This window comes from Shewanella sp. SM23 (assembly GCF_025654295.1).
In the GTDB taxonomy this organism is placed as follows: Bacteria; Pseudomonadota; Gammaproteobacteria; order Enterobacterales; family Shewanellaceae; genus Shewanella; species Shewanella oncorhynchi.
Genome location: NZ_JAKKRM010000019.1, coordinates 68,928 through 90,536, shown reverse-complemented (window position 1 = coordinate 90,536; position 21,609 = coordinate 68,928). Strand labels below are relative to the sequence as shown.

Annotated in this window: 24 protein-coding genes and 1 pseudogene; 11 read left to right on the top strand and 14 right to left on the bottom strand. The window is 46.0% G+C overall.

Going from position 1 to position 21,609, the window contains the following annotated elements; genetic code table 11:
* Positions 1–231 (top strand): annotated as a pseudogene (locus tag L5L98_RS18945) (IS4 family transposase); the annotation flags it as partial.
* 695 nt (positions 232–926) lie between these two features.
* On the opposite strand, the gene L5L98_RS18940 reads toward L5L98_RS18945, so the two are convergent.
* Entirely contained in the window at positions 927–1,160 is a 234-nt protein-coding gene (locus tag L5L98_RS18940; RefSeq protein ID WP_106649408.1) for a transposase, read from the bottom strand.
* A gap of 672 nt (positions 1,161–1,832) precedes the next feature.
* On the opposite strand from L5L98_RS18940, the gene L5L98_RS18935 reads away from it, so the two are divergent.
* Together L5L98_RS18935 and L5L98_RS18930 are read left to right on the top strand one after the other, a co-directional pair.
* Complete coding sequence (locus tag L5L98_RS18935) at positions 1,833–2,522, top strand: OmpA family protein (RefSeq protein WP_168825788.1); 690 nt, start codon at positions 1,833–1,835, stop codon at positions 2,520–2,522.
* Positions 2,523–2,788: 266 nt separating this feature from the next.
* On the top strand, positions 2,789–3,625 hold the full coding sequence (locus tag L5L98_RS18930) for a molybdate ABC transporter substrate-binding protein (protein WP_263142843.1): 837 nt from the start codon (positions 2,789–2,791) through the stop codon (positions 3,623–3,625).
* Between the two features lie 78 nt (positions 3,626–3,703).
* On the opposite strand, the gene mgtE is transcribed toward L5L98_RS18930, so the two are convergent.
* The 11 genes from mgtE to L5L98_RS18875 form a co-directional block, all read right to left on the bottom strand.
* The gene (mgtE, locus tag L5L98_RS18925) at positions 3,704–5,068 is read right to left on the bottom strand and encodes a magnesium transporter (RefSeq protein WP_113939980.1); all 1,365 of its coding nucleotides are present in this window, start codon (positions 5,066–5,068) and stop codon (positions 3,704–3,706) included.
* Positions 5,069–5,317: 249 nt separating this feature from the next.
* Complete coding sequence (locus L5L98_RS18920) at positions 5,318–5,593, bottom strand: HPr family phosphocarrier protein (protein ID WP_006083073.1); 276 nt, start codon at positions 5,591–5,593, stop codon at positions 5,318–5,320.
* A complete protein-coding gene (gene rapZ, locus L5L98_RS18915) occupies positions 5,580–6,434 on the bottom strand; it encodes an RNase adapter RapZ (protein WP_105251390.1) in 855 nt (284 codons plus the stop codon). The genes L5L98_RS18920 and rapZ overlap by 14 nt, the downstream gene beginning before the upstream one ends.
* Positions 6,431–6,874 (bottom strand): PTS IIA-like nitrogen regulatory protein PtsN, encoded by a 444-nt coding sequence (gene ptsN / locus L5L98_RS18910; RefSeq protein WP_006083071.1) that lies wholly within the window; start codon positions 6,872–6,874, stop codon positions 6,431–6,433. The genes rapZ and ptsN overlap by 4 nt, the downstream gene beginning before the upstream one ends.
* Before the next feature lie 2 nt (positions 6,875–6,876).
* Entirely contained in the window at positions 6,877–7,164 is a 288-nt protein-coding gene (gene hpf / locus L5L98_RS18905; RefSeq protein WP_028759468.1) for a ribosome hibernation promoting factor, read from the bottom strand.
* Positions 7,165–7,192: 28 nt separating this feature from the next.
* A complete protein-coding gene (locus tag L5L98_RS18900; protein ID WP_263142842.1) occupies positions 7,193–8,671 on the bottom strand; it encodes an RNA polymerase factor sigma-54 in 1,479 nt (492 codons plus the stop codon).
* A gap of 107 nt (positions 8,672–8,778) precedes the next feature.
* Positions 8,779–9,510, bottom strand: a complete 732-nt coding sequence (lptB, locus tag L5L98_RS18895; RefSeq protein WP_105251392.1) for an LPS export ABC transporter ATP-binding protein — start codon at positions 9,508–9,510, stop codon at positions 8,779–8,781.
* Complete coding sequence (gene lptA / locus L5L98_RS18890; protein WP_105251393.1) at positions 9,507–10,061, bottom strand: lipopolysaccharide transport periplasmic protein LptA; 555 nt, start codon at positions 10,059–10,061, stop codon at positions 9,507–9,509. The genes lptB and lptA overlap by 4 nt, the downstream gene beginning before the upstream one ends.
* Positions 10,048–10,608 (bottom strand): LPS export ABC transporter periplasmic protein LptC, encoded by a 561-nt coding sequence (lptC, locus tag L5L98_RS18885; protein ID WP_105251394.1) that lies wholly within the window; start codon positions 10,606–10,608, stop codon positions 10,048–10,050. Before lptC ends, lptA begins: the two co-directional genes overlap by 14 nt.
* Complete coding sequence (gene kdsC / locus L5L98_RS18880; RefSeq protein ID WP_028759542.1) at positions 10,605–11,156, bottom strand: 3-deoxy-manno-octulosonate-8-phosphatase KdsC; 552 nt, start codon at positions 11,154–11,156, stop codon at positions 10,605–10,607. Before kdsC ends, lptC begins: the two co-directional genes overlap by 4 nt.
* A complete protein-coding gene (locus tag L5L98_RS18875; protein WP_168825500.1) occupies positions 11,156–12,133 on the bottom strand; it encodes a KpsF/GutQ family sugar-phosphate isomerase in 978 nt (325 codons plus the stop codon). Before L5L98_RS18875 ends, kdsC begins: the two co-directional genes overlap by 1 nt.
* Positions 12,134–12,776: 643 nt before the next feature.
* Between L5L98_RS18875 and mlaF the strand changes: the two genes are divergently transcribed.
* Genes mlaF through murA form a run of 7 tightly spaced genes read left to right on the top strand, consistent with a single transcriptional unit; the run spans position 12,777 to position 17,408 of the window.
* Positions 12,777–13,595 carry a phospholipid ABC transporter ATP-binding protein MlaF gene (gene mlaF / locus L5L98_RS18870; protein ID WP_063882287.1) on the top strand — a complete coding sequence of 273 codons (819 nt, stop codon included), beginning with the start codon at positions 12,777–12,779 and terminating at the stop codon, positions 13,593–13,595.
* Positions 13,592–14,377 (top strand): lipid asymmetry maintenance ABC transporter permease subunit MlaE, encoded by a 786-nt coding sequence (gene mlaE, locus L5L98_RS18865; protein WP_105251396.1) that lies wholly within the window; start codon positions 13,592–13,594, stop codon positions 14,375–14,377. The genes mlaF and mlaE overlap by 4 nt, the downstream gene beginning before the upstream one ends.
* 56 nt (positions 14,378–14,433) lie before the next feature.
* Positions 14,434–14,907, top strand: coding sequence for an outer membrane lipid asymmetry maintenance protein MlaD (gene mlaD / locus L5L98_RS18860; protein ID WP_028759401.1), 474 nt, complete (start codon positions 14,434–14,436; stop codon positions 14,905–14,907).
* Between the two features lie 11 nt (positions 14,908–14,918).
* Positions 14,919–15,581: a phospholipid-binding protein MlaC gene (locus L5L98_RS18855; RefSeq protein WP_105251397.1), complete on the top strand. Its 663-nt coding sequence runs from the start codon at positions 14,919–14,921 to the stop codon at positions 15,579–15,581.
* Positions 15,578–15,862, top strand: a complete 285-nt coding sequence (locus L5L98_RS18850; RefSeq protein WP_263142841.1) for a lipid asymmetry maintenance protein MlaB — start codon at positions 15,578–15,580, stop codon at positions 15,860–15,862. Before L5L98_RS18855 ends, L5L98_RS18850 begins: the two co-directional genes overlap by 4 nt.
* Before the next feature lie 19 nt (positions 15,863–15,881).
* Entirely contained in the window at positions 15,882–16,139 is a 258-nt protein-coding gene (locus L5L98_RS18845) for a BolA family protein (RefSeq protein ID WP_006086065.1), read from the top strand.
* A 9-nt stretch (positions 16,140–16,148) separates the two neighbouring features.
* Positions 16,149–17,408, top strand: coding sequence for a UDP-N-acetylglucosamine 1-carboxyvinyltransferase (gene murA, locus L5L98_RS18840; protein ID WP_105251399.1), 1,260 nt, complete (start codon positions 16,149–16,151; stop codon positions 17,406–17,408).
* Positions 17,409–17,506: 98 nt separating this feature from the next.
* Here murA and degS read toward each other — a convergent pair whose 3' ends face one another.
* Both degS and degQ read right to left on the bottom strand, forming a co-directional pair.
* Complete coding sequence (gene degS / locus L5L98_RS18835) at positions 17,507–18,589, bottom strand: outer membrane-stress sensor serine endopeptidase DegS (protein WP_263142840.1); 1,083 nt, start codon at positions 18,587–18,589, stop codon at positions 17,507–17,509.
* Positions 18,590–18,704: 115 nt separating this feature from the next.
* Positions 18,705–20,057, bottom strand: a complete 1,353-nt coding sequence (gene degQ, locus L5L98_RS18830) for a Do family serine endopeptidase DegQ (protein ID WP_131524126.1) — start codon at positions 20,055–20,057, stop codon at positions 18,705–18,707.
* A gap of 412 nt (positions 20,058–20,469) precedes the next feature.
* On the opposite strand from degQ, the gene zapE reads away from it, so the two are divergent.
* A complete protein-coding gene (zapE, locus tag L5L98_RS18825; RefSeq protein WP_263142838.1) occupies positions 20,470–21,582 on the top strand; it encodes a cell division protein ZapE in 1,113 nt (370 codons plus the stop codon).
* Positions 21,583–21,609 lie beyond the last annotated feature (27 nt).

Here is a 21,609-nt window from a genome sequence, read left to right as displayed (position 1 = left end):
GTCCACCCCAATCAACTGAGTTTTCGAGATGCGGCGAGTTATATCATCTTCAAGTTGACACAACTGTCATCACAAACACCGGGGAATGTCCCGAGAGACGTATTGGATATAGAACGAAATGCACGGCAATTTAAGCTGGATGGTAAACGGGAAAGGGCATATCCACGAGTTCTTAAAATGAGCAAAAACAAGTTCCCGGTTAGACCAAAGAAAAATGCCGTTCACTCTTAAGTGAACGGCATTACTCAAAGTAGCGTCTTTTTTATGCTAAAAATTAAGTGAAATTATTATTTTTATTGTTGATTTTATTATTGTTATTTAATTTTTGGCGTTAGCCAATCCTTGGCTTAATCCCCGATGGAAGCTGGGGCCATCCTTGTTGCTACAAACAAGCTAGCAATCATCGAACAGTGTGATAAAAGGACAAGAGCTGAGAGATAAATATGTTCATGACTTGGGGGAGCACAATTCACATATTTAATCTTTGGGGAAGACAACTCCCTCAATCCTTGCCGAAACCTTGGTCACTCTTCAGTCAATCTATGTAATACCAATCACGGCCTTCCTTGGCGCACTACACTCATTGCAGTGCTGGATCATCATTGATCCTGTGAATAAAATGACAAGGCCAGAGAGAGAAATATGTTCATGACTTGGGGGAGCACAATTCACATATTTGATCTTGGGGGAGATAACTCCCTCCCTAGTCTTGCCGAAACTTTTGCATTGTCCCTATCCGTTTGTTGCTGTTAATACTATTTCCCAATCTTCGCTGGGTTCATCAATTTGGACGACAAGGCCGGACTAAAAAGGGCGCTGTTATTATTGTTGTTAGCACATCTTTTACATCGTTAGCGTTATCAGCAGGGCGATATGCAATCTCGTCCGGCCTTGTCTATTCGGGCACGTTTAGCTTGTTGTACAGGCTAACCTATCGTGCGTAGCTCTTGATTGAGCTGTTTAATTTTTTTCTGTAGCTGGGCAATCTCACTCATTAATGCGCATTCTCTTTGCTGGGGTTGCAGATCGCTTTCTCGCACCCATTGGTAGACTGCCTTGGCAGATAAACCGTATTGACGTGCAACATCCGACAGTAAGCGACCTTGTACTTTAACCTCGGTGATAACATGTAGCTTGAGACTATTTTCTGCGATTCCCATGAGCGTTCCCTCTTTTACTGCCTTCTAACCAAAATATGACCGTTTGCGTTGCCTTTTATTGATGATAGTGACGCTGTTCTAAATCCCACTGGCTCAGACCTAGATGGCGCAGACAAATCCATTCGTGGCGACATAGTGCGATAAAGTTCATGACCGTTTTCATACTTCCTCCTTCATGACCCTAAATACTCGAGCCCATTTTCTGTCTCGATAGGTCCATTTAATTTGGATTAATCCTCTTGAAGTCGACTTGAGTTTTCGGCGATGTTTACCGCGTCTGACTGTCTACTCACTTAGTAGTATGTAAAATTCGTGCCAATATTCTAATTTTTATTTTAACCTTTTAAATCATTGTATTGCGCCTTCGATTAAAACGGCGTGATTTTTTAGTGCTGCCAATAAAGGTGCAAGGTGCACTATTTCGGTGCCATAGACTTGATATGAAATTGGGCGGTACAAGCCATGATTGAAGCCCGAAATCTGTATCTTTGCTGACTAAAATCTGGATTAGCATAATTGAAGATGGATAAAGGATTGTCTCCAGCGCAATTGCTTATATACTGCCTGCTTTGTGGCAATCCCTAGGTCATTCGTATTACCTAATGGACGTGATATTTCTTGCCCTTTTGAGCGGTATTCACAGTCATCAATCATATAAAGAGGTTATAAATGATGAAGTGTTTTCAGGCAGTGCAATCTAAACCATCCCTGTTAGCCATAGTGGTATTGACGACCGCGCTAGTTGCATCGGGTTGTACAACAATCAATCCCTATTCAAATGAAGAACAAACCGCTAAAGCGACCAGTGGCGCATTGATTGGTGCCGTCGCGGGTGCCGCAATTGGAGTGGTATCTTCGAGCAAGAGCGACCGCGGTAAAGGTGCCTTAATTGGTGCAGCATCGGGCGCTGCAGTCGGTGGTGGTATTGGTTATTACATGGATGTGCAAGAGACCAAATTACGCCAACAATTAGCCTCAACGGGCGTGAGTGTGACCCGTAACGGCGATAACATCATTTTGAATATGCCTAATGAAGTGACCTTCGGCGTAGATCAAACCGAGTTAAGTGACGGTGCTAAACGCGTGCTGAATTCAGTGGCGGTTGTGGCCAAGGAATACAGCAAAACGCAGCTTAACGTATTAGGTTATACCGACAGCAGTGGTTCAGACTCTTACAATTTACGTCTGTCACAGGTCCGGGCTAGCGAAGTGGGTAATTACTTGATGAGTAAAGGCGTTGCCTCTGCCCGTGTAAAATCAAAAGGTATGGGTGAAGCGAGTCCTATTGCATCAAATGCCAATGCAAATGGCCGAGCACAAAACCGCCGCGTTGAGATCGTACTAATACCAACGGGTAAATAGTCTGGTCTAAGCACAAAGTTCTCGCTGAAAAAGTCGCCAGGGGCGACTTTTTTTGTTTTCAGTGGTGGGCTAATTGAGTGATTAGCTTGCCGTGCTTCTATTAGACAATTTGTCCTTTATGAAGCGCACCTTGAGTGACCTGCACCACAAACATATCACTGCTAATTACCTTGGGATGACTTCAGCTTGATCCCTTTATCTATTTCACGTTCTGTATGGTAATAAGTCACAAGAATGACTTTTAGTGCCTAAAGGAGAATATGACTATGATAAGCAAAAATATGTTAGTAGCCTTGAGTTTAAGTCCTGTCATCATGGTGACTGCTGTACAAGGAGTGCCGATGAAAGCCGAAGTGACCACAGGAGCCGCGCCGATAGAACTGCGCGCCGCAGGCAGTTTAAAGGCTGCGATGAGTGATATTATTGCTGCTTATCAAGCACAGTCGCAAATAAGTGTTGTAGCGCAATATGCGCCCTCAGGTTTATTGTTAAAGCGCATTCAAGAGGGCGAGAAAGTCGATATCTTTGCCTCGGCGAATATGAAACATCCACAGGCATTAGTGGATTCGGGTCAGGGCGAAGCGGTGCAAATGTTTGCCCGTAATCAACTCTGCGCCATTGCTCAAGACACAGTTCAGGTGACGAGTGCGACGTTACTCGATACCTTGTTAGATCCTAAGATTAAAGTCGGTACCTCAACCCCGAAAGCCGACCCCGCGGGTGATTATGCCTGGGCCGTTTTTGCTAAGGCCGAAGCGGTAAAACCCAATGCGAAAGCCGCGTTAGAGACCAAGGCATTACAACTGACGGGCGGCCCTGAGAGCGTTAAACCGCCTAAAGATCGCAACCCCTATGGCTGGGTGATGGAAAACAAGCAAGCGGATATCTTTTTAACCTATTGCACTAATGCTGTGCTGGCTAAAAAAGAAGTGCCAAGTTTACAAATCATTGACTTACCGCAGGAACTCGCCGTGGGTGCCGACTATGGTTTACTGGTTTTACAAGGCGCTAATACTGCCGCTAAGCCGTTAGCTGAGTTCATTCTATCGACAAAAGGCCAAGCGATTCTGAGCAGTTATGGTTTTCAACCTCCGGCAAAATAACCTTTTTTAGCTTTCAAGCCGGATAAAAAACGGCACCTTTGGGGTGCCGTTCTGTGGTTAGCTCAAACTGTTAAAGCGTTAGTTCATCAGGTAGAGCGTCGCTAACCCGAGGAAGGCGAACAGGCCAACCACGTCAGTGACTGTGGTGAGCACCATACCGCCAGCGAGGGCAGGATCGATTTTAAGTCGTTTTAAAATCAATGGAATACTCGCACCTGCAAGCCCAGCTACTGTCATGTTGATCAGCATGGCGCTACCAATTAATCCCGCCAGTGCCATATCATCCTTCCATAGCCACACGGCGACAAAGACTAAAATCGACCACATCAAGCCATTGAGAAAACCAATCGATAGCTCTTTACCGATAAGCCAGCGGGCGTTGCTTTGGCCGATATGGCCTAAAGCAATACCGCGGATCACGAGCGCTAAGGTCTGATTACCGGCAACACCGCCCATGCTAGGGACAATCGTCATTAGGATGGCGATAGTGGCAAATTGTTCAATAGTGCCTTCAAACATATTGCTGACCGACGAGGCGAGCAGGGCGGCGAATAAGTTTATAGTGAGCCAGAGCGAGCGACGTAGGGTACTTTTTAGCACAGGACCAAAGGTATCTTCATCTCCGTCCATCCCCGCCATACCCATCATGGAATGTTCAGCATCTTCGCGGATAACATCGACTACGTCATCGATTGTGATACGCCCGAGCAGCTTACCATCACTGTCGACGACAGGTGCCGATACCCAGTCATTGCGTTCGAATTTCTGCGCGACTTCGCTGTCGGACATGCTCACAGGAATACTTTGAATATTGGGATCCATGATATTGCGAATTGTGGTGCTTGGCGCGCAAGTCAGCAGATCTGCCAGCCTAACACCGCCAAGGACTTTGTCCTGTTTGTCGACCACATATAAGGTATCTGTGGTATCGGGTAGGTTGCCCCTTTGCCGAAGATAGCGCAGCACCACATCGATATTCACATCGGGTCTTAAGGTGACTGTATCTGTGTTCATCAAGCTGCCGGCGGTCTCATCTGGATAAGATAGGGCTTGTTCTACCCTCAGGCGATTTTGTTCCGTCATCGACTGCAGCACTTGTTTGTAAACTGCGTCGGGTAGACTTCGCAGAATATAGGCGAGATCGTCGGTGTCCATGCTTGCTGTCGCTTTCGCGACTCGCTCAGGGCTCATGCTGCGGATAAGTGGGTCTTTGAGTTCTTCACTCAACTCATCGAGTATGTCGCCTATTTGTTCCTGATCGATGAGCTGCCACAATACTTGTCTGGCACTTGGCGGTGATGATTCTAAGATCAGCGCGATATCTGAGGCGGCCATTTTTTGCAGCATATTACGCACGTGTACAAACATGCCGCTGCTAAGCGCTTGGTTTAACTGGTCGAGACTATGTCCGGTGTGATCGTTTTCTGCATTATCTACGGGCATTTGTCCTCCATTGTGCGGCAAATTGGTTTGAGATCTTAGTGTTGGGCTAGGATTTAGCGGTGACTAAGCGTCAGTCGATGACACAGATTAAGGCGGCTAAGGTAAGGTTAAGGCCAGTGCCAGCGTAATGACCGCTAGTGTAATCGCCAGTAGCTTGTATCGTCGAGCGACAAATGTTTTCTGAATGGCAAGTTTTTTAAACTAGACATGAAGTGAAACTAACGATGAAGTGCTTAGTGTGAAGTGAAACTAACAGGCTTCGTCAAACTTAGCGTCGATTAAGGCACAAATGGCATCGAGAGCCGGCTCTGCATCTGGGCCTTCGGCGATCAGCTTAATGGTTTTACCCATACCAGTTTCAAGCATCAGTAAGCCAAGTACACTGGCGGCCGATGCTTGTTTATCGCCTTGGATTAAGGTGATGGTCGCATCAAACTCGGAAGCCAGTACCACCAACTTAGTGGCGGCACGGGCATGTAAACCGAGCTTATTACAGATGGTTATCTGACGTTCAAGCTTTGGCATTGTTGAGCTCTCGATGACGGGCATAAACTTTATGTTTACCGTTACTAAAGCGTTTTGCCAATTGCTCTGCGACGTAAACCGATCTGTGCTGTCCACCTGTGCAGCCAATAGCTACCGTTAAATAACTGCGATTGTTACGCTCGAGATGCGGCAGCCAAGTCTCCAGTAAATTTTCGATTTGCCAGATGAACTTATTAACCAGTGGTTGACGATTTAAGAACTCAGCTACGGGTTCATCTAAGCCAGTCAATGGCCGCAGCGCCAACTCCCAGTGGGGATTGGGCAGGAAGCGCACATCGAACATAAAGTCGGCTTCGGTGGGCATTCCGTGCTTAAAGCCAAAGGACTCGAAGTTGATCACGAGTTCTTTATCGACACTACCAAGGAGAATTTGTCTGACTTGGTCGCTTAAATCATAGATATTCAGATTCGACGTATCTATGTAGTGATCGACCAGTTTTGACATAGGCTCGAGCAGTTTCCCCTCCAGCTTTATCGCTTCTTGCAAAGAGACTCGGCTCTTCGACAAAGGATGTAAACGGCGGGTTTCGCTGTAACGCTTAAGCAGAATTTTATCGCTGGAGTTAAGGAAGAAGCTCGTTAACTCAGTATCTGGAGGTAGGCTAGCGAGTTGTTTCACTAAGACCTTATCCTGCTCAGGCATGTTACGCACGTCGACACTGATGGCGACGAGATCGTTACTGCCTTTGAGTTGCTCAAGCAAACTGCCAATCAATGGCAAGGGAAGGTTATCGACACAATAATAGCCGAGATCTTCGAGTACCCTAAGGGCGACAGATTTGCCTGAGCCTGAGCGGCCCGACACTATGACCAGTTTCATCCAGTGATTACCTGATAGAGTTCCGTTTCATCATGCGTCTTGCGTAATTGCTTTAATATTTGCTTGTCGCTCAGCTTTTCGGCCATGCAAGACAAGGTACTTAAGTGCTGCTGACATTGGTCTGCAGGCACCAGTAGTGCAAATAAAATATCAACAGGTTGCTTATCGATAGCATCAAATGCTATCGGCTCTTCACACTTAATTAGTATGGCAATGGGCTGATCTATATCGGCTAGTCGACCATGTGGAATGGCGATGCCGTTACCTATACCTGTGCTCCCCATCTTTTCGCGCGCCACTAGGCTTTCGAATATCTCTTGAGATGAGAGGGTCGGGTACTGGGCAGCGACTAAGTCGCTGATGAGTTCCAGTACCTTTTTCTTGCTGCCCGGAGTGGCGCAGGTAGTGCACTCCGGCCGCAGTATGGTACAAAGTTCCATTATTAGTGTTTTGTTAACTTCTCTTTGTGTTTAATAACCTGACGGTCAAGCTTGTCAATCAGGGCGTCTATAGCGGCATACATGTCAGCATGCTCTGAAGTAGCAAAAACTTCACCACCTATGAGGTTTATTCTCGCTTCGGCAATCTGTTGCATTTTCTCAACATTGAGCACAACGTGCACATTATTGATCTGTTCGAAATGGCGTTCAAGTTTTGAAAACTTTTCTTCTACATATGCACGTAACGATTCGGTAATTTCGATATGGTGCCCACTTAGGTTTATTTGCATAGAAACGTCCTCCGATATCCACTGTAGGTTATAAACTTTTACGCTGATTAGAAGGTGGAATAAGCATAGCCTCTCGGTACTTCGCAATGGTTCTGCGGGCTACGTTGATCCCTTGTTCTGCCAGAAGTTGAGCCATCTTACTATCGCTTAATGGTTTTTTCTGGTTTTCCGCTGCCACCAGTTTCTTTATAAAGGCTCTGATTGCTGTGGATGAGCACTCACCACCATCGTCAGTACCGACGTGGCTAGAGAAGAAGTATTTTAGTTCAAAAAGTCCCTTAGGGGTATGCATGTATTTTTGAGTTGTGACCCGTGAGATGGTGGACTCATGCATTTCTACCGCTTCGGCAATATCGTTAAGCACCATAGGTTTCATGGCTTCTTCACCGTACTCAAAGAAACCTTGCTGATATTGCACTATGCAATTAGCAACTTTAAGCAAAGTGTCGTTACGGCTTTCTAAGCTCTTAATAAACCATTTAGCCTCTTGCAGATGGCCGCGAATAAATTGGCTATCGGCTTGGTTTTTGGTACTGCGTGCCATAGAAGCATAATGTTGATTTACATTGATTTTTGGCATGCAGTCAGGATTAAGCTCAACGACCCAGCGGCCATTTTTCTTCGACACAGACACATCTGGGATAACGTATTCGTCATTATTGGGCGTGATCAACAAACCTGGGCGAGGATTGAGAGTTTGGATAAGTGCTATACCATCCCTTAATTCATCTTCTTTTAATTTAGTCTTACGCATCAATAACCTAAAATCACGGGCGGCGATCAGATCTAAATGATCTTTGATCAGCATACGGGCGTTTTCTAGGTTGGGAGTATCAGCGGCGAAATGCGACAGTTGGATTAGCAGGCATTCACTTAAATCGCGGGCGGCAACGCCTATGGGATCAAAATGCTGAATGCGCTTGAGTACGGCTTCGACTTCGTCAAGCTCGACCTCCGAATTGCCCATGGCTTCGAGGATTTCGTCAGTACTTTGGGTGAGATAGCCTTGATCGTCGATGGCATCAATAATGGCGGTGGCAATGGCTAAATCGGTTTCAGAAAACGGCGTGAGGTTTTTTTGCCATTCTAAGTGTTCGTACAAACCTTCACTGGTCTCGCCTTGGAAGGGCATATCGTCTTCACGACTGCCGCCGGGGCCTGAGTTTGGGGAGGCGGTAAACACTTCATCCCATGTGGTGTCCATGGGGAGCTCATCGGGCATGGATTCTTTGGTTAGCGACTCTGCCGTGTCTATGGTGGAGCTGTCTTTTTCTGGTGGCAGAGTGCTAGATTCACTGAAATCCGTATCGGATAGCGTTTGGTTTACAGGGGTTTTAGTGGCGTCGAATTGATCCTCTTCCAGCTCGAGAAGGGGATTAGAATCTAATGCTTGCTGGATCTCTTGCTGCAGTTCTAATGACGACAGTTGCAACAGACGTATGGCCTGTTGTAATTGTGGCGTCATGGTTAACTGTTGACCCAGTTTGAGCTGGAGTGACGCTTTCATGTTACCGCTGATCCCTACGTTATTATTGTTGGATGAGGTCGCTTATTATTATCTTGAGTGAAGCCCAATGGCGGTATAAATTGCCTCCATTGGCTTCGCTCGATTAACTATAGCCTGAATTGTTCACCTAAGTACACAGCCCTAACTTGCTGATTGTCTAAGATCTCTGCTGGAGTTCCTTCGGCAATAAGGTTTCCGTGACTCACAATATAAGCATGTTCACATACATCTAATGTCTCGCGGACATTATGGTCTGTGATCAGTACGCCAAGGCCGCGACTTTTGAGTTGTTCGATAATCTTCTTGATGTCGATAACCGAAATAGGATCGACGCCGGCAAACGGTTCATCGAGCAAAATGAACTTAGGATTAGCGGCTAAAGCCCGCGCAATTTCGACGCGGCGACGTTCGCCACCCGACAATGACATGCCTTGGCTGTCACGGATGTGGGTGATATGAAACTCTTCGAGCAGATGTTCTAGTTCTTCTTCTCGTTCTTCGTTTTTAAGTTCTTTACGAGTTTGCAGTACGGCCATGATGTTGTCATGAACAGTTAGCTTACGAAAGATACTGGCTTCTTGCGGTAAGTAACCTATGCCTTTGCGGGCACGCAGATGCATAGGATCTGCGGTTAAATCATCATCGTCGATAAAGATATGTCCCTTATCGCTCTTCACTAGCCCGACAACCATGTAAAATGTCGTGGTTTTACCTGCACCGTTTGGACCGAGTAGGCCAACGACTTGACCGGTTTTTACCGTCAGACTGACGTCTTTAACCACTTGGCGACTCTTGTAACTTTTCGCCAGATTTTGTGCTCTTAAGGTGATTTGGGTCATTTAGAGTCCTGCTTTTTTACAGGTTTATCCGCCGGAGCGTCTGATTTAGCATCATCTTGATAGTTTTCAGGCTGAATAATAGTGATCACGCGATCGTCACCACTGCCAGTACTCTCGGCCATCAATTTCTGTTGAATCATGTTATAGCGGATTAAATTGCCTGTAACTTGGCTACCTGCTTGATCTAATGACGCCATACCTTTCAGTGTTAAGGTGCGGCTCGCCATATCGTAACGAATTTCTTTCGCGCTCGCCGATGCAGGACGGCCATCGTCTAATATTTGGCTATACGTAGCAGGGTTGCCTGTGGCGACCAAAGTTTTGCTATTTTCACCTTCAGCGGAAAATGCACGCAGTTCATTTGCTTGGATTTTTATTGAGCCTTGGGTAACTTCCACTGGACCAAAGAAGATGATCTGGTTGTTTTTGATATCCGCAGTTTGGCTCACAGCTTTAATTTTGACTTCTTGCTTTAAGTCGCCGACTTTCGCGAAAGCACTCATGCTCATAATTAGCATTAGGCTGGCAAGTAATACGTTATTTTGCTTCATATGTTCCTACTACCTGACTGGTCAATTGCACTTCTTGCGCGTTGAGGTCGGCATAAAGGCCTTGGCCTTGAATATTAAAATCTTTCCCTGTGACGTAAATGGTACGGTCAGAGGTCATTATCATAGTGTTGAGATCGAGTTCCAGATAACTGGTGGACAAGGTCTGAATCGGTTCTTCTGGGCTAATGGCATCGATAATAACATTATTTTCTAATACAACCTTGCCAGTTTCCTTGTTTAGCTTGCCCTGATCTGCCCTGAGCTGCCATTGTGCTTTACCTTGGTCTGGATAAACAAGATAAACAGGTTGAGTAAAGAAAGTTTGATTCGTTGAATCATAATGTTCCATGTGTTTCGCCGTCACACGGCTATTCACTAGTCCTTGCTCATTGAACTCAACACTGCGCAGATCTTCAACGATGAAATCTGGGGTATTTTGATCTTTTACTCTGTTATCGGAATCACCGCTGTGTTTGTTCTGCACTTGCCAGTAAAGCGCTAGTGCGGTTCCAAAAAAAGCGATAATCGCGAGTGTCACACGACTCATATACTCATTCCATGGGCCGAAGTGAATTTATTTTGACTTAGGAGTAACAGATCTGTGAGTTCACGCAGTGCACCGTGGCCACCATTGAGCGTAGTCACAAAATGGGCGTGTTGGCGTACATAGGGGTGGCCGTCAGCAACACTGACCGCTAAACCGACGACATTCATCACGGGGAGATCGACAATATCATCACCGATATAAGCCACTTCTTCTGGGGTGACACCATAAAGTGCGAGCAATGCTTCATAGGGCTCGAACTTATTGTCTACGCCTTGGTAAATATGGGTAACACCAAGGGCTGTCATACGGTTTTCAACGATTTTGGATTGACGTCCTGTGATCACGGCGAGGTTGAAACCGCTGGTGAGGAGTGAGCGCACGCCATAACCGTCACGGGTATGGAAGGCTTTGAGCTCTTCGCCGCTATTGCTCAAGTAAATACGGCCGTCGGAAAACACCCCATCGACGTCACAGATTAACAGTTTAATCTTTTGCGCGCGTTGCCACACATCATCACTGATTGGGCCGTAAAATCCTTGCTGTGGCATTAAATGACTCCTGCTTTTACCATATCGAGCATGTTAAGAGCGCCAATAGGATGGCGATCTTTATCGATAACAATTAATCCGTTGATATTTTTTGAGTCCATCACTTGCAGTGCTTGGGCGGCCAATACATTATCCGTGATCGTGACGCAGTTACGGGTCATCACATCGGCAATGGGCGTCGTGCGTAAATTCACTTCGGCATCAATAACGCGGCGTAAATCACCATCAGTGAAGATACCAACCAGTTTGCGCTGATCATCAATAATCGCCGTCATGCCTAAGCCTTTCTTGGAGATTTCGTACAGGGCTTCTGTGATGCAAATATCGTGGTTGACGAGCGGTAAGTCATCACCGCTGTGCATCACATCGCAGACTTTTAACAGCAACTTACGTCCTAATGCACCGCCGGGATGGGACATAGCAAAATCATCACGGGTAAAGCCTTTCGCTTGCAGCAGCGCAATGGCGATGGCATCGCCCATCACTAAGGTTGCTGTGGTACTTGAGGTGGGTGCTAGTCCAAGTGGGCAAGCCTCTTCTGGGACTTCAATACATAAATGCACTTTAGATAATCGCGCCATATTCGATTCGGGTTTACCCGTTACCGCGATAACGGGCACGCCCATACGTTGGATGACCGGCATTAAGGTGAGGATTTCGCTCGACTCACCAGAATTTGAAATCGCTAAAATCACATCGTTATCGGCCAATACACCCAGATCGCCGTGGCTGGCTTCACCCGGATGCACAAAAAATGCGGGCGTTCCTGTGCTGGCGAGGGTGGCAGAAATCTTATTGCCGATATGGCCCGATTTGCCCATTCCCATGACAATCACTTTGCCTGTGCAGTTGAGGATCAACTCGCAAGCTTCTGCAAATTCAGCCGAATCAACATATTGATAAAGATTGTCTAGGGCTGACTTTTCAATGTCGATAACTTTACAACCCCATTGGCGCAGTTGTGATTTGTCTACCATGTCTATCTCTCTTTTTGCATTGTCTTTGTCGCCCCATTGATGGGATTGGAATAGCACAATTTGGTACGCGATAAAGATGATATGTAATAGGCTTTCTGCCAAGTATTAGTTTGTTTTCAGACAATTTAGCTTATGTCTTGCTGTGGTTAATTACCGAAAACAGCAAAACAATTGCGGCAGGCTAGAGCGATTGATCCGACTCGTCAAGTTCAGCTGCGTTAGCTATTCACGCACAATAACGTGTTTAGCGGCAGAAGGTCTTGAGCAATATCATCGTCTTTGTCGTTTATTTCAATGGATTTATCCCATATCGCAGCGGGTATTACCCTATGGGATGCCTCTATTGCGCAATTGCGTATCGACTCTCCCCGATAAAAGTGGGCGAAGAGTGAGCTAAGTGCGAACGAATTAGCCAATACTGCCAATTCTGCAACTAGGTTGAAAACATTAAGTAACATTTTACCTGTGCAGAGTGAAAACTTAGGGCGCATTTTCGCTGTAAATGAGGCAAATTGAAAGTATCGCAGGGCGATAGTGTCGATTCGGTTGTAGGTTAAAGCGCAATTACGTACAATTTGCGGCTCTTCGATTGGTCAGTCTAGGAAGACTAGGATCACCTCATTTGCAAATGTCGGAATCAAGCATGACTCAAGAACAAACGCCGTTGGTTGAGATCCGTAATTTGGGGTTTAGCCGCGGTCAGCGTGTGATATATGAAGATATTAGCCTGTCCATTCCAAGGGGCAAGGTGACGGCGATCATGGGGCCGAGCGGCATAGGCAAAACGACCCTGTTGAAATTGATTGGCGGCCAATTAACGCCTGACCATGGACAAGTGTTATTCGACGGTCACGATATCCATGGCGTGAGTCGCAATGAATTATTTAGTCTGCGTAAGCGGATGAGCATGCTGTTTCAAAGTGGCGCGCTGTTTACCGACATTAATGTGTTCGATAACGTGGCGTTTGCACTGCGTGAACATTCTGGACTGCCTGAAGACATTATTCGCACTATCGTGCTGATGAAGCTTGAAGCCGTAGGTTTACGTGGTGCCGCTCAGATGATGCCAAGCGAGTTGTCCGGTGGTATGCAACGCCGCGCCGCATTGGCTAGAGCCATAGCGCTTGAACCTGAAATGGTGATGTACGATGAGCCTTTTGCAGGGCAAGACCCAATATCGATGGGCGTGTTAGTAAAGCTCATTCGTGAGTTATCCGATGCGCTGAATCTGACTTCAATTGTGGTGTCCCACGATGTGGATGAAGTGCTTGGCATTGCCGATTATGTATATGTGGTGGCTGACAAAAAAGTCATCGCCCATGGTACCCCTGAAGAATTAAAGTACGCTGATAATCCGCAGCTGAAACAGTTTATTCAAGGTGCTCCGGACGGCCCTGTGCCGTTCCATTATCCGGCAAATGATTACCAGCAAGAATTAATGGCAAAAGGAGTTGGCAAGTGAAGTTAATCGACAGTATTGCCGACTTAGGCCGCAGCGCGATTGAGTTAGTGCTCGGCTTTGGCCGTGCAGGCCTTATGCTGTGGGGCGCGATTTTTCGCTGGCCACGCGTGCGTAAAGGTTTTCCATTATTAGTGCGCCAGATTTATGTGGTCGGTGTGCAATCCATGGTGATTATTTTAGTCTCAGGACTCTTTATCGGCATGGTGCTCGCACTGCAAGGCTACAACATCTTAGTTGGTTTTGGCACCGAAGAAAGCTTAGGTCCTATGGTGGCGCTCAGTTTACTGCGTGAGTTAGGGCCAGTTGTTACCGCGTTATTGTTTGCGGGACGGGCGGGTTCAGCATTAACCGCTGAAATTGGTTTAATGAAAAGTACTGAGCAGCTTTCCAGTTTAGAAATGATGGCGATTGACCCATTAAGGCAGATTATTGCACCGCGCTTTTGGGCTGGAGTGATCAGTATGCCATTGCTGGCGTTGATGTTTACCGCTGTAGGTATTTATGGCGGGCACCTTGTTGGCGTGGAATGGAAAGGGATCGACAGTGGTGCGTTTTGGTCGATTCTGCAGGCGTCTGTCGAATGGCGTCAGGACATAGTTAACTGCTTGATCAAAAGTGGTGTGTTTGCCGTAGTGGTCACTTGGATTGCGTTATATCGCGGTTATCAAGTGATCCCAAATCCGGAAGGCATCAGCCGTGCAACGACCCAGACTGTCGTTCAGTCGAGCCTCGCTGTATTGGCATTGGATTTTTTACTGACAGCCCTGATGTTTGGCCGCTAACGGAACACTGCGGATTTCGACACAGGTTAGATGGATTAACAGAGTGGTAGCTGAACATGTTGACACGAAAAATTGAATTATTAGTGGGTGTGTTTCTTTTAACAGGATTGGCCGCTTTTTTGGTCTTAGTCTTTAACGTCGCCAATATTGAAGTGAAAAGCAGCGATAGCACTTATACCATACAAGCCAATTTTACCAACATTGGTGGTTTGAAGGTGCGTTCGCCAGTCAAGGTTGGCGGTGTTGTCGTTGGCCGAGTGAGCAGCATAGATTTAGACCCAGTTAAGTTAGTGGCTGTGGTCACATTAGTGATGGACAAGCGTTACGATAAATTCCCTGAAACCAGTAGTTTAGCCATTTTGACTTCGGGTTTGTTGGGCGAACAATTCTTAGGGTTAACACCGGGTTTTGTCGACGATGATGTCAGTATGCTGAAAGATGGCGATAAGATTGACGACACTCGTTCGGCATTAGTGTTGGAGGAGCTGATTGGTCAGTTCTTATATAGTATGGGTTCGAAGGATAAATAGGGGTTACCGCTATGTTTAAAAACTTATCTCGTTTTTTATTGCCGTTAGTGATGGTTTTAGGGGCAACGAGCGCAGTCGCCGCTGATGTGGTTGTCGATACGACAGATCCGTATGCCATGGTGAAAGCCGTTGCCAATAAAACCTTCGATCGTTTTCACAAAGATAAAGCATTAATCGATGCAAATTCAGACCATTTAAAGGTGATTGTTCGTGAAGAACTCATGCCTTATGTCGATTATAAATACGCTTCTTATAAGGTATTAGGCCAATATCTTAAGGATTCAACCGAAGAGCAACGCAATCGTTTCGTCAATGCTTTTGAAGGTTATTTAATCTCTACTTATGCCCAAGCCTTTACTGAATATACTAATCAAAAAGTGGAATTCTCACCTGGGATTGATTTTAGCAAAGAGAAAATGGTCGATGTAAACGTGCAGATCATCGAAGCCGGTCGCCCACCGATTAAACTGTTGTTTAAGGCGCGCCGTTTAAAGGATGACTCATGGAAGGCATTTGATTTAGTTGCCGAAGGTGTGAGCTTACTGTCTTCTAAGCAGTCGGAAATCTCTAATCTAATTCGCCAACAGGGTATCGATCCCGTGATTAAGATGCTCGAAGATCGCACTAAAGAGAAAGTGGTCATGAAGGCTAAGTCAGGGAAGTCACAGTCGTGATTGAATTTGTGCAACAGGGGACAGTTTGTCATCTCAAAGGGCGCATAACCCAAGTTGATGTCATTACACTTTGGCCACAGCGGCAACAACTGCTAAATGAGTCAACCCAGATATTGTCTCTGTCTGGGCTCGAATACAGTGATAGCGCTGGCATGGCATTTTTGCTGGCGTTAGTGCGTGAACATCGCAGCCAACTTGTATTGAGTTCTGCTTCACCACAACTTAAAAAACTAATTGATTTATATGATTTAGATGCCTTCTTTACCGAAGAAGCGCATTGAGAATAGGGTAATAGATTTCATGGAATGCAGCTTAATCGAACAGATTTTACGTGATGCGTTAGGGCTTGAAGAAGTTCACGCTAGCTCGGATGGTAGCCATTATAAAGTGATCGCCGTAGGTGAATGCTTCGATGGTATGAGCCGAGTCAAACAGCAACAAGCCATTTATGCACCGTTGACGGCACACATTGCCAGCGGTGAATTACATGCATTAACGATCAAAACTTTCACGCCGACTCAATGGAAACGCGAAAAAGTTTTCAACATGCCTAGCTAGTGAGGAAAAGTGGATAAACTAACAATTCAGGCAAGCCCCCCGCTTGCCGGTGATGTGATTATTTCGGGTGCTAAAAATGCAGCTTTGCCTATTCTGATGGCGGGTGTATTGGCTGAAACCGATTTTGTGGTTTCTAACGTGCCCAATCTGCGTGATGTGAGTACGAGCTGTAAATTATTACGCTGTCTCGGCGCTGAAGTGACTGAACTCGGTGACGGACAGATCCGCATTTCTACCACTAATCTGAATGAGTTTTGCGCTCCCTATGATCTAGTGAAAACCATGCGTGCTTCTATCTTGATCTTAGGGCCGTTATTGGCTCGTTATGGTACTGCTGACGTGTCATTGCCTGGTGGCTGTGCCATTGGCGCAAGACCAGTGAACTTGCACTTACATGGCCTCGAAATGATGGGCGCCAAGATTGAAGTGAAAGAAGGTTATATCAAGGCCCGTGTTGATGGTCGTCTTAAAGGCGCACATATCTTTATGGACATGGTGAGTGTTGGTGCGACCGAAAACTTACTGATGGCCGCAGCATTAGCCGATGGCGAAACCGTGATTGAAAACGCGGCCCGTGAACCTGAAGTGATCGATCTCGCTAATTGCTTAATTGCCATGGGTGCAAAAATCACTGGTGTAGGCAGTGCGACATTGCGTATTCAAGGGGTTGAGCGTTTACAGGGCTGTAATTACCGCGTGATGCCAGATCGTATCGAAACCGGTTCATTTTTGGTGGCCGCTGCGGTGACTCGTGGCCGTATTCGTTGTTTAAAAGCCGATCCTGCTTCACTGGAGTCGGTTATCGCAAAACTTGAAGATGCAGGCGCGACGATTACTACGGGCGAAGATTGGATTGAGCTCGATATGCAGGGTAAACGTCCGAAGGCGGTGAATATCAAGACTGCACCTTATCCTGGTTTCCCAACCGATATGCAGGCGCAGTTTTGTGTGCTCAATGCCTTAGCACAAGGCACGGCAACCATAACTGAGACTATCTTCGAAAATCGTTTTATGCATGTGCCTGAACTTATCCGTATGGGCGCTACCATGGAGCTTGAAGGCAACACCTGCATCATTCAAGGGATTGAATCTTTAAGTGGTGCTCAGGTAATGGCGACGGATTTACGTGCGTCAGCGAGTCTAGTGATTGCGGGCTTAGTGGCCGATGGTAAGACGATTGTCGATCGTATCTATCACTTAGATCGTGGCTATGAGCATATTGAGAATAAGTTTCAAGGTTTAGGCGCACAGGTTGTGCGTATTCAGTGATCTGTTACTGATTTAAGCTAATTTTGAATCATTAAAAAAACCAGCTAAAAGCTGGTTTTTTGTTTTCTGCAGTTGAGCTTGTAATACTGAGTGACGCTCTAGTTATCGATCACAACCTTCTCATCGATAATCACAGGTAACTCTTGTTGTTTACCTTGGCGTATCACAGTCATCATCACTTTCTTACCCGGTGTAGTTTCAGCGATACGGTCCATTAGCATTTCAACGCCTGGCACATCTTCACCATCGTATTTAATAATCACATCCCTTGGCATTAGCTGGGCACGGGCCGCTGGGCCATTTGGATCGACACCCATAATGACCACACCTTTTAAATCGGGCAGATTGAGAATTTGTGCAATGACAGGGTTGATAGGTTCACCTGAAATACCCAAAGCACCACGGATCACGCGGCCGTTTTTAATCAACTTACCCATAATGCTGTGGGCTAATTTAATCGGGATAGCGAAGTTAATCCCATGGCCGCCACCTTCTTCACCCACTTGGAATGCTGCGGTATTAATACCAATAAGGCTGCCGTTAGTGTCAATGAGTGCGCCACCCGAGTTACCCGCATTAATCGCTGCATCGGTTTGTAGGAAGTCTAAGTAACCTGAACTTAAGCCGTTACGCCCCGTGGCACTGATGATGCCTTGGGTAATGGTCTGGCCTAAATTGTAGGGATTACCAATAGCGAGTACGACATCACCGACTTGAGGCGGACTGTCGAGATTAACGGGGACAATCGGTAAGTTATCGCCTTCAATTTTGAGTACCGATAAATCGGTTTCAGGATCGAAGCCAACCACTTCAGAGGTAAATTTGCGTCCATCTTGCAGGGCGACAACAATCTCATCGGCTTTCTTAATGACATGATAATTAGTGAGAATATAACCTTCTTTACTCATTATCACCCCAGAACCTAGACCTTGAAGTGAGCCTGAATTAAGCGGCCGATTCTGATCTATGCTGAGGCTATAAATATTCACAACGGCAGGAGCTGCACGGCGTACCGCCTTGGCAAAGGATAGCTCGACTGTGTTGTTGGCACGGGTTTGTAGCAGACTACTACCGAGGGATTGGTTATCGATATAACGTGTCACCAATAAAAACATGGCCGCCATGATAAGGCCGAAAAGGGTGGCTTTACCGAGATATAACAGAGTGTCTTTTATAGTCATGGCAGGATGGATCTAGAAAAAGGTGAGTTAGATTAACATGTTTAATCGATGTAAGCATAGGGAACCTAAGCTCCCTATGCTCATCTATGGCAGAAAAAATGGCCTATTTTGTCGATTAACGTAGGACTAAATACAACATGCTCTTATCACGCATTATCTTCAGTGCCACGGCACCTTCTTGATCTTTAAGTTGTGCTTTAAGTGTCTTAAGATCTTTAATCGCAGTACGGTTAATACCGACAATCACATCTCCTTTTTGTAAGCCACTCATGGCCGCGGGTGAGCCTTGTGCGACATCGGTAATTTCAATGCCCTTAGATGAGTTTTCTAAGGACGCGCCTTGCAGCATAGGATGCACGGCACCAGCCGCTGTTTCACTGGTTTGGCTCGCTTCACCTAAGGTCACTTTAACTGTTTTCTTATCACCGTCACGGATGAGTCCTAACTCAACGTTAGCACCTGCACCCATAGTGGCGACTTTAGCCCGCAGTTCTTGGAATGACTTAATACCACGGCCATCAACGCTGATGATAATATCACCTGCTTTTATACCGGCCTTCTCTGCGGCACTGCCCTTGGCTACTTCATTCACGAAGCCGCCGTGTTGAGTGTCTAAACCGAAACCTTGGGCGAGTTGGCTATCGAGATCACGTCCCGAAATACCTAATACACCGCGGCGTACTTCTCCGTGTTCGGCAATTTGTGCCACGAGGTTTTTCACCATATTAGCAGGGATGGCAAAGCCAATACCGACGTTACCGCCGCCCGGTGCTACGATTGCGGTGTTAATCCCAATTAACTCGCCGTTAAGATTGACGAGTGCGCCACCCGAGTTACCACTGTTAATCGCGGCATCGGTTTGAATAAAGTTTTCCAGCATTTCAATGCCTAAGCCGCTACGGCCTAAAGCACTAACAATGCCCGAGGTGACGGTTTGACCTAAACCGAAGGGATTACCAATGGCAACGGCAAAGTCACCTACGCGTAAATCATCGGAATCAGAGGATTTGATTGCGATGAGATTTTTCGCTTCAATTTGCAATAATGCGATATCTGACTCTGAGTCAGTACCAATCAGTTTTGCTTTTACTTCACGGCCATCGTGAAGACCAACTTGAATATCATCAGCACCGTCAATCACATGGTTGTTCGTGACGATATAGCCTTTTTCTGCGTCAATAATGACGCCTGAGCCTAAGCCTCTAAAAGGACGTTCTTGCACTTGCTCTTGTGGCGCATTAGGGCCGAAAAAGTAACGGAAAACATCAGGTACTCTTTGCTTAGAAACATGAGTCCCCGTTACTGCTACTGATACGACTGCGGGCGTCGTACGCTCAAGCATAGGCGCAAGACTTGGAATGGATTGTCCCTCAACCGTCTGTGGAATGGCGGCCTGTGAGACGACAGGCATTATAGTCAGGGTCGCGGCTAACATTGCGGCTGAAAGTACAGATAATTTTGTTTTCATCTATTCATAACTCCAAATAAGGGTTGAAAGATCTGGATGTAATGCATCAGCAATCGTGCGAGTGCCAGATCAAATCTGTATCGGTACCGGCTATTTGCCTAGGTAATCACTCTGACTCGCACCTTATTGAAAAAGTTCATTATATTAATAAATGTTAATTTTTTTAGCCTATTTTGTCGGCTGTTTCATACTTGTTTCTGAACAGAAATCTGTGGGCGAGATTAGGATTTTTCAAGCCCCAATATTAGCGGATTTTGCCGATTAAAATGACCTACAGCATAGATGCTTATTAGACGTTTGTATGCAGTTTAGCGTTAAGGTAAAAGTCGTATTCTGCATTAATATATCCTGCGTCATATTGGCCGTGCTAATATCGTCACAGTTTTAATAAAGGACATAAGAGAATTTAAACGTGCCTCAGTTAAGCCCTTGGCAGCATTATCAAAAAGATCTTACCCGTGACGGTTTTTCCCATGATCCGGCTCAAGAAATTGCCGTTAAGGCGTTACAACGTGTCTATGAAGACTTAACTACGGCAGAAGAGCCGAGTTCTATTGTAGGGAAATTGTTTAGCGCATTAGGCTTAAAATCGGCACCAGCATCACCTAAAGGCCTGTATCTTTGGGGCGGAGTTGGGCGCGGTAAAACTTACCTGATGGATACTTTTTTTGATGCCTTGCCTGGCGATCAAAAGCTGCGGGCTCACTTCCATCGTTTCATGCATCAGCTACATTTAGATTTAGATGAGCTGAAAGGCGTGCGCGATCCCTTGTTGGTGATTGCGAAAAAGATGGCTGCAAAATATCGCGTTATCTGTTTCGATGAATTCTTTGTCTCTGATATTACCGATGCCATGCTATTAGGTACGCTGTTTCAAGCGTTATTTAAAGAAGGCGTTGTACTGGTTGCAACTTCGAATATTATCCCCGACGACTTATATAAAAATGGCTTACAGCGCGCACGTTTCTTACCTGCGATAGCCTTAATTAATCAACATTGTGAAGTACTCAATGTGGATTCTGGCATTGACTATCGATTGCGTACCCTTGAGCAAGCAGAGATTTATCATCATCCGTTAGATGCACAAGCTGATGCCAATCTGATACGTTATTTTAGTCAGTTAGCGCCTGAGTCTGAGGTGCTTACTGCTGACATCGAAATAGAAGGCCGCAGTATTAGTATTCGACAGCAGGCGCAGGGCGTATTGTTGGCCGATTTTAGAGCGCTCTGTGATGGTCCACGAAGCCAGCGTGATTACATGGAACTTGCGCGGATTTATCACACTGTCCTCGTGAGTGGCATAGAACAAATGGGCGCCTTTTTGACAGGCGATGACATCGCAAGACGTTTTTTAGCTATGGTCGACGAATTTTACGAGCGCAATGTAAAGCTGATTGTATCGGCTCAAGTGCCACTCGAAGATATTTATGCCGATGGTTTGCTTAACTTCGAATTTAGGCGTTGCCGTTCACGCTTAATTGAGATGCAATCCCACGATTATTTAAAAACCGAACACCTGCCGTAACCCAGTAGTGTAAGAGTTTTGCATTAG

Excerpts from the sequence above, each read along its gene's own strand:
- kdsC (WP_028759542.1), bottom strand. The coding sequence starts at position 11,156 with ATGCCACAGCAAGGATTTTACGGCCCAATCAGTGATGATGTGTGGCAA.
- L5L98_RS18935 (WP_168825788.1), top strand. The coding sequence starts at position 1,833 with ATGAAGTGTTTTCAGGCAGTGCAATCTAAACCATCCCTGTTAGCCATA.
- L5L98_RS18930 (WP_263142843.1), top strand. The coding sequence starts at position 2,789 with ATGATAAGCAAAAATATGTTAGTAGCCTTGAGTTTAAGTCCTGTCATC.
- L5L98_RS18845 (WP_006086065.1), top strand. The coding sequence starts at position 15,882 with ATGGAATGCAGCTTAATCGAACAGATTTTACGTGATGCGTTAGGGCTT.
- L5L98_RS18920 (WP_006083073.1), bottom strand. The coding sequence starts at position 5,593 with ATGCCAAAGCTTGAACGTCAGATAACCATCTGTAATAAGCTCGGTTTA.
- rapZ (WP_105251390.1), bottom strand. The coding sequence starts at position 6,434 with ATGAAACTGGTCATAGTGTCGGGCCGCTCAGGCTCAGGCAAATCTGTC.
- lptC (WP_105251394.1), bottom strand. The coding sequence starts at position 10,608 with ATGAGTCGTGTGACACTCGCGATTATCGCTTTTTTTGGAACCGCACTA.
- ptsN (WP_006083071.1), bottom strand. The coding sequence starts at position 6,874 with ATGGAACTTTGTACCATACTGCGGCCGGAGTGCACTACCTGCGCCACT.
- lptA (WP_105251393.1), bottom strand. The coding sequence starts at position 10,061 with ATGAAGCAAAATAACGTATTACTTGCCAGCCTAATGCTAATTATGAGC.
- mlaF (WP_063882287.1), top strand. The coding sequence starts at position 12,777 with ATGACTCAAGAACAAACGCCGTTGGTTGAGATCCGTAATTTGGGGTTT.
- mgtE (WP_113939980.1), bottom strand. The coding sequence starts at position 5,068 with ATGCCCGTAGATAATGCAGAAAACGATCACACCGGACATAGTCTCGAC.
- hpf (WP_028759468.1), bottom strand. The coding sequence starts at position 7,164 with ATGCAAATAAACCTAAGTGGGCACCATATCGAAATTACCGAATCGTTA.
- degS (WP_263142840.1), bottom strand. The coding sequence starts at position 18,589 with ATGACTATAAAAGACACTCTGTTATATCTCGGTAAAGCCACCCTTTTC.
- L5L98_RS18875 (WP_168825500.1), bottom strand. The coding sequence starts at position 12,133 with ATGGTAGACAAATCACAACTGCGCCAATGGGGTTGTAAAGTTATCGAC.
- L5L98_RS18855 (WP_105251397.1), top strand. The coding sequence starts at position 14,919 with ATGTTTAAAAACTTATCTCGTTTTTTATTGCCGTTAGTGATGGTTTTA.
- L5L98_RS18900 (WP_263142842.1), bottom strand. The coding sequence starts at position 8,671 with ATGAAAGCGTCACTCCAGCTCAAACTGGGTCAACAGTTAACCATGACG.
- degQ (WP_131524126.1), bottom strand. The coding sequence starts at position 20,057 with ATGAAAACAAAATTATCTGTACTTTCAGCCGCAATGTTAGCCGCGACC.
- mlaD (WP_028759401.1), top strand. The coding sequence starts at position 14,434 with ATGTTGACACGAAAAATTGAATTATTAGTGGGTGTGTTTCTTTTAACA.
- L5L98_RS18940 (WP_106649408.1), bottom strand. The coding sequence starts at position 1,160 with ATGGGAATCGCAGAAAATAGTCTCAAGCTACATGTTATCACCGAGGTT.
- lptB (WP_105251392.1), bottom strand. The coding sequence starts at position 9,510 with ATGACCCAAATCACCTTAAGAGCACAAAATCTGGCGAAAAGTTACAAG.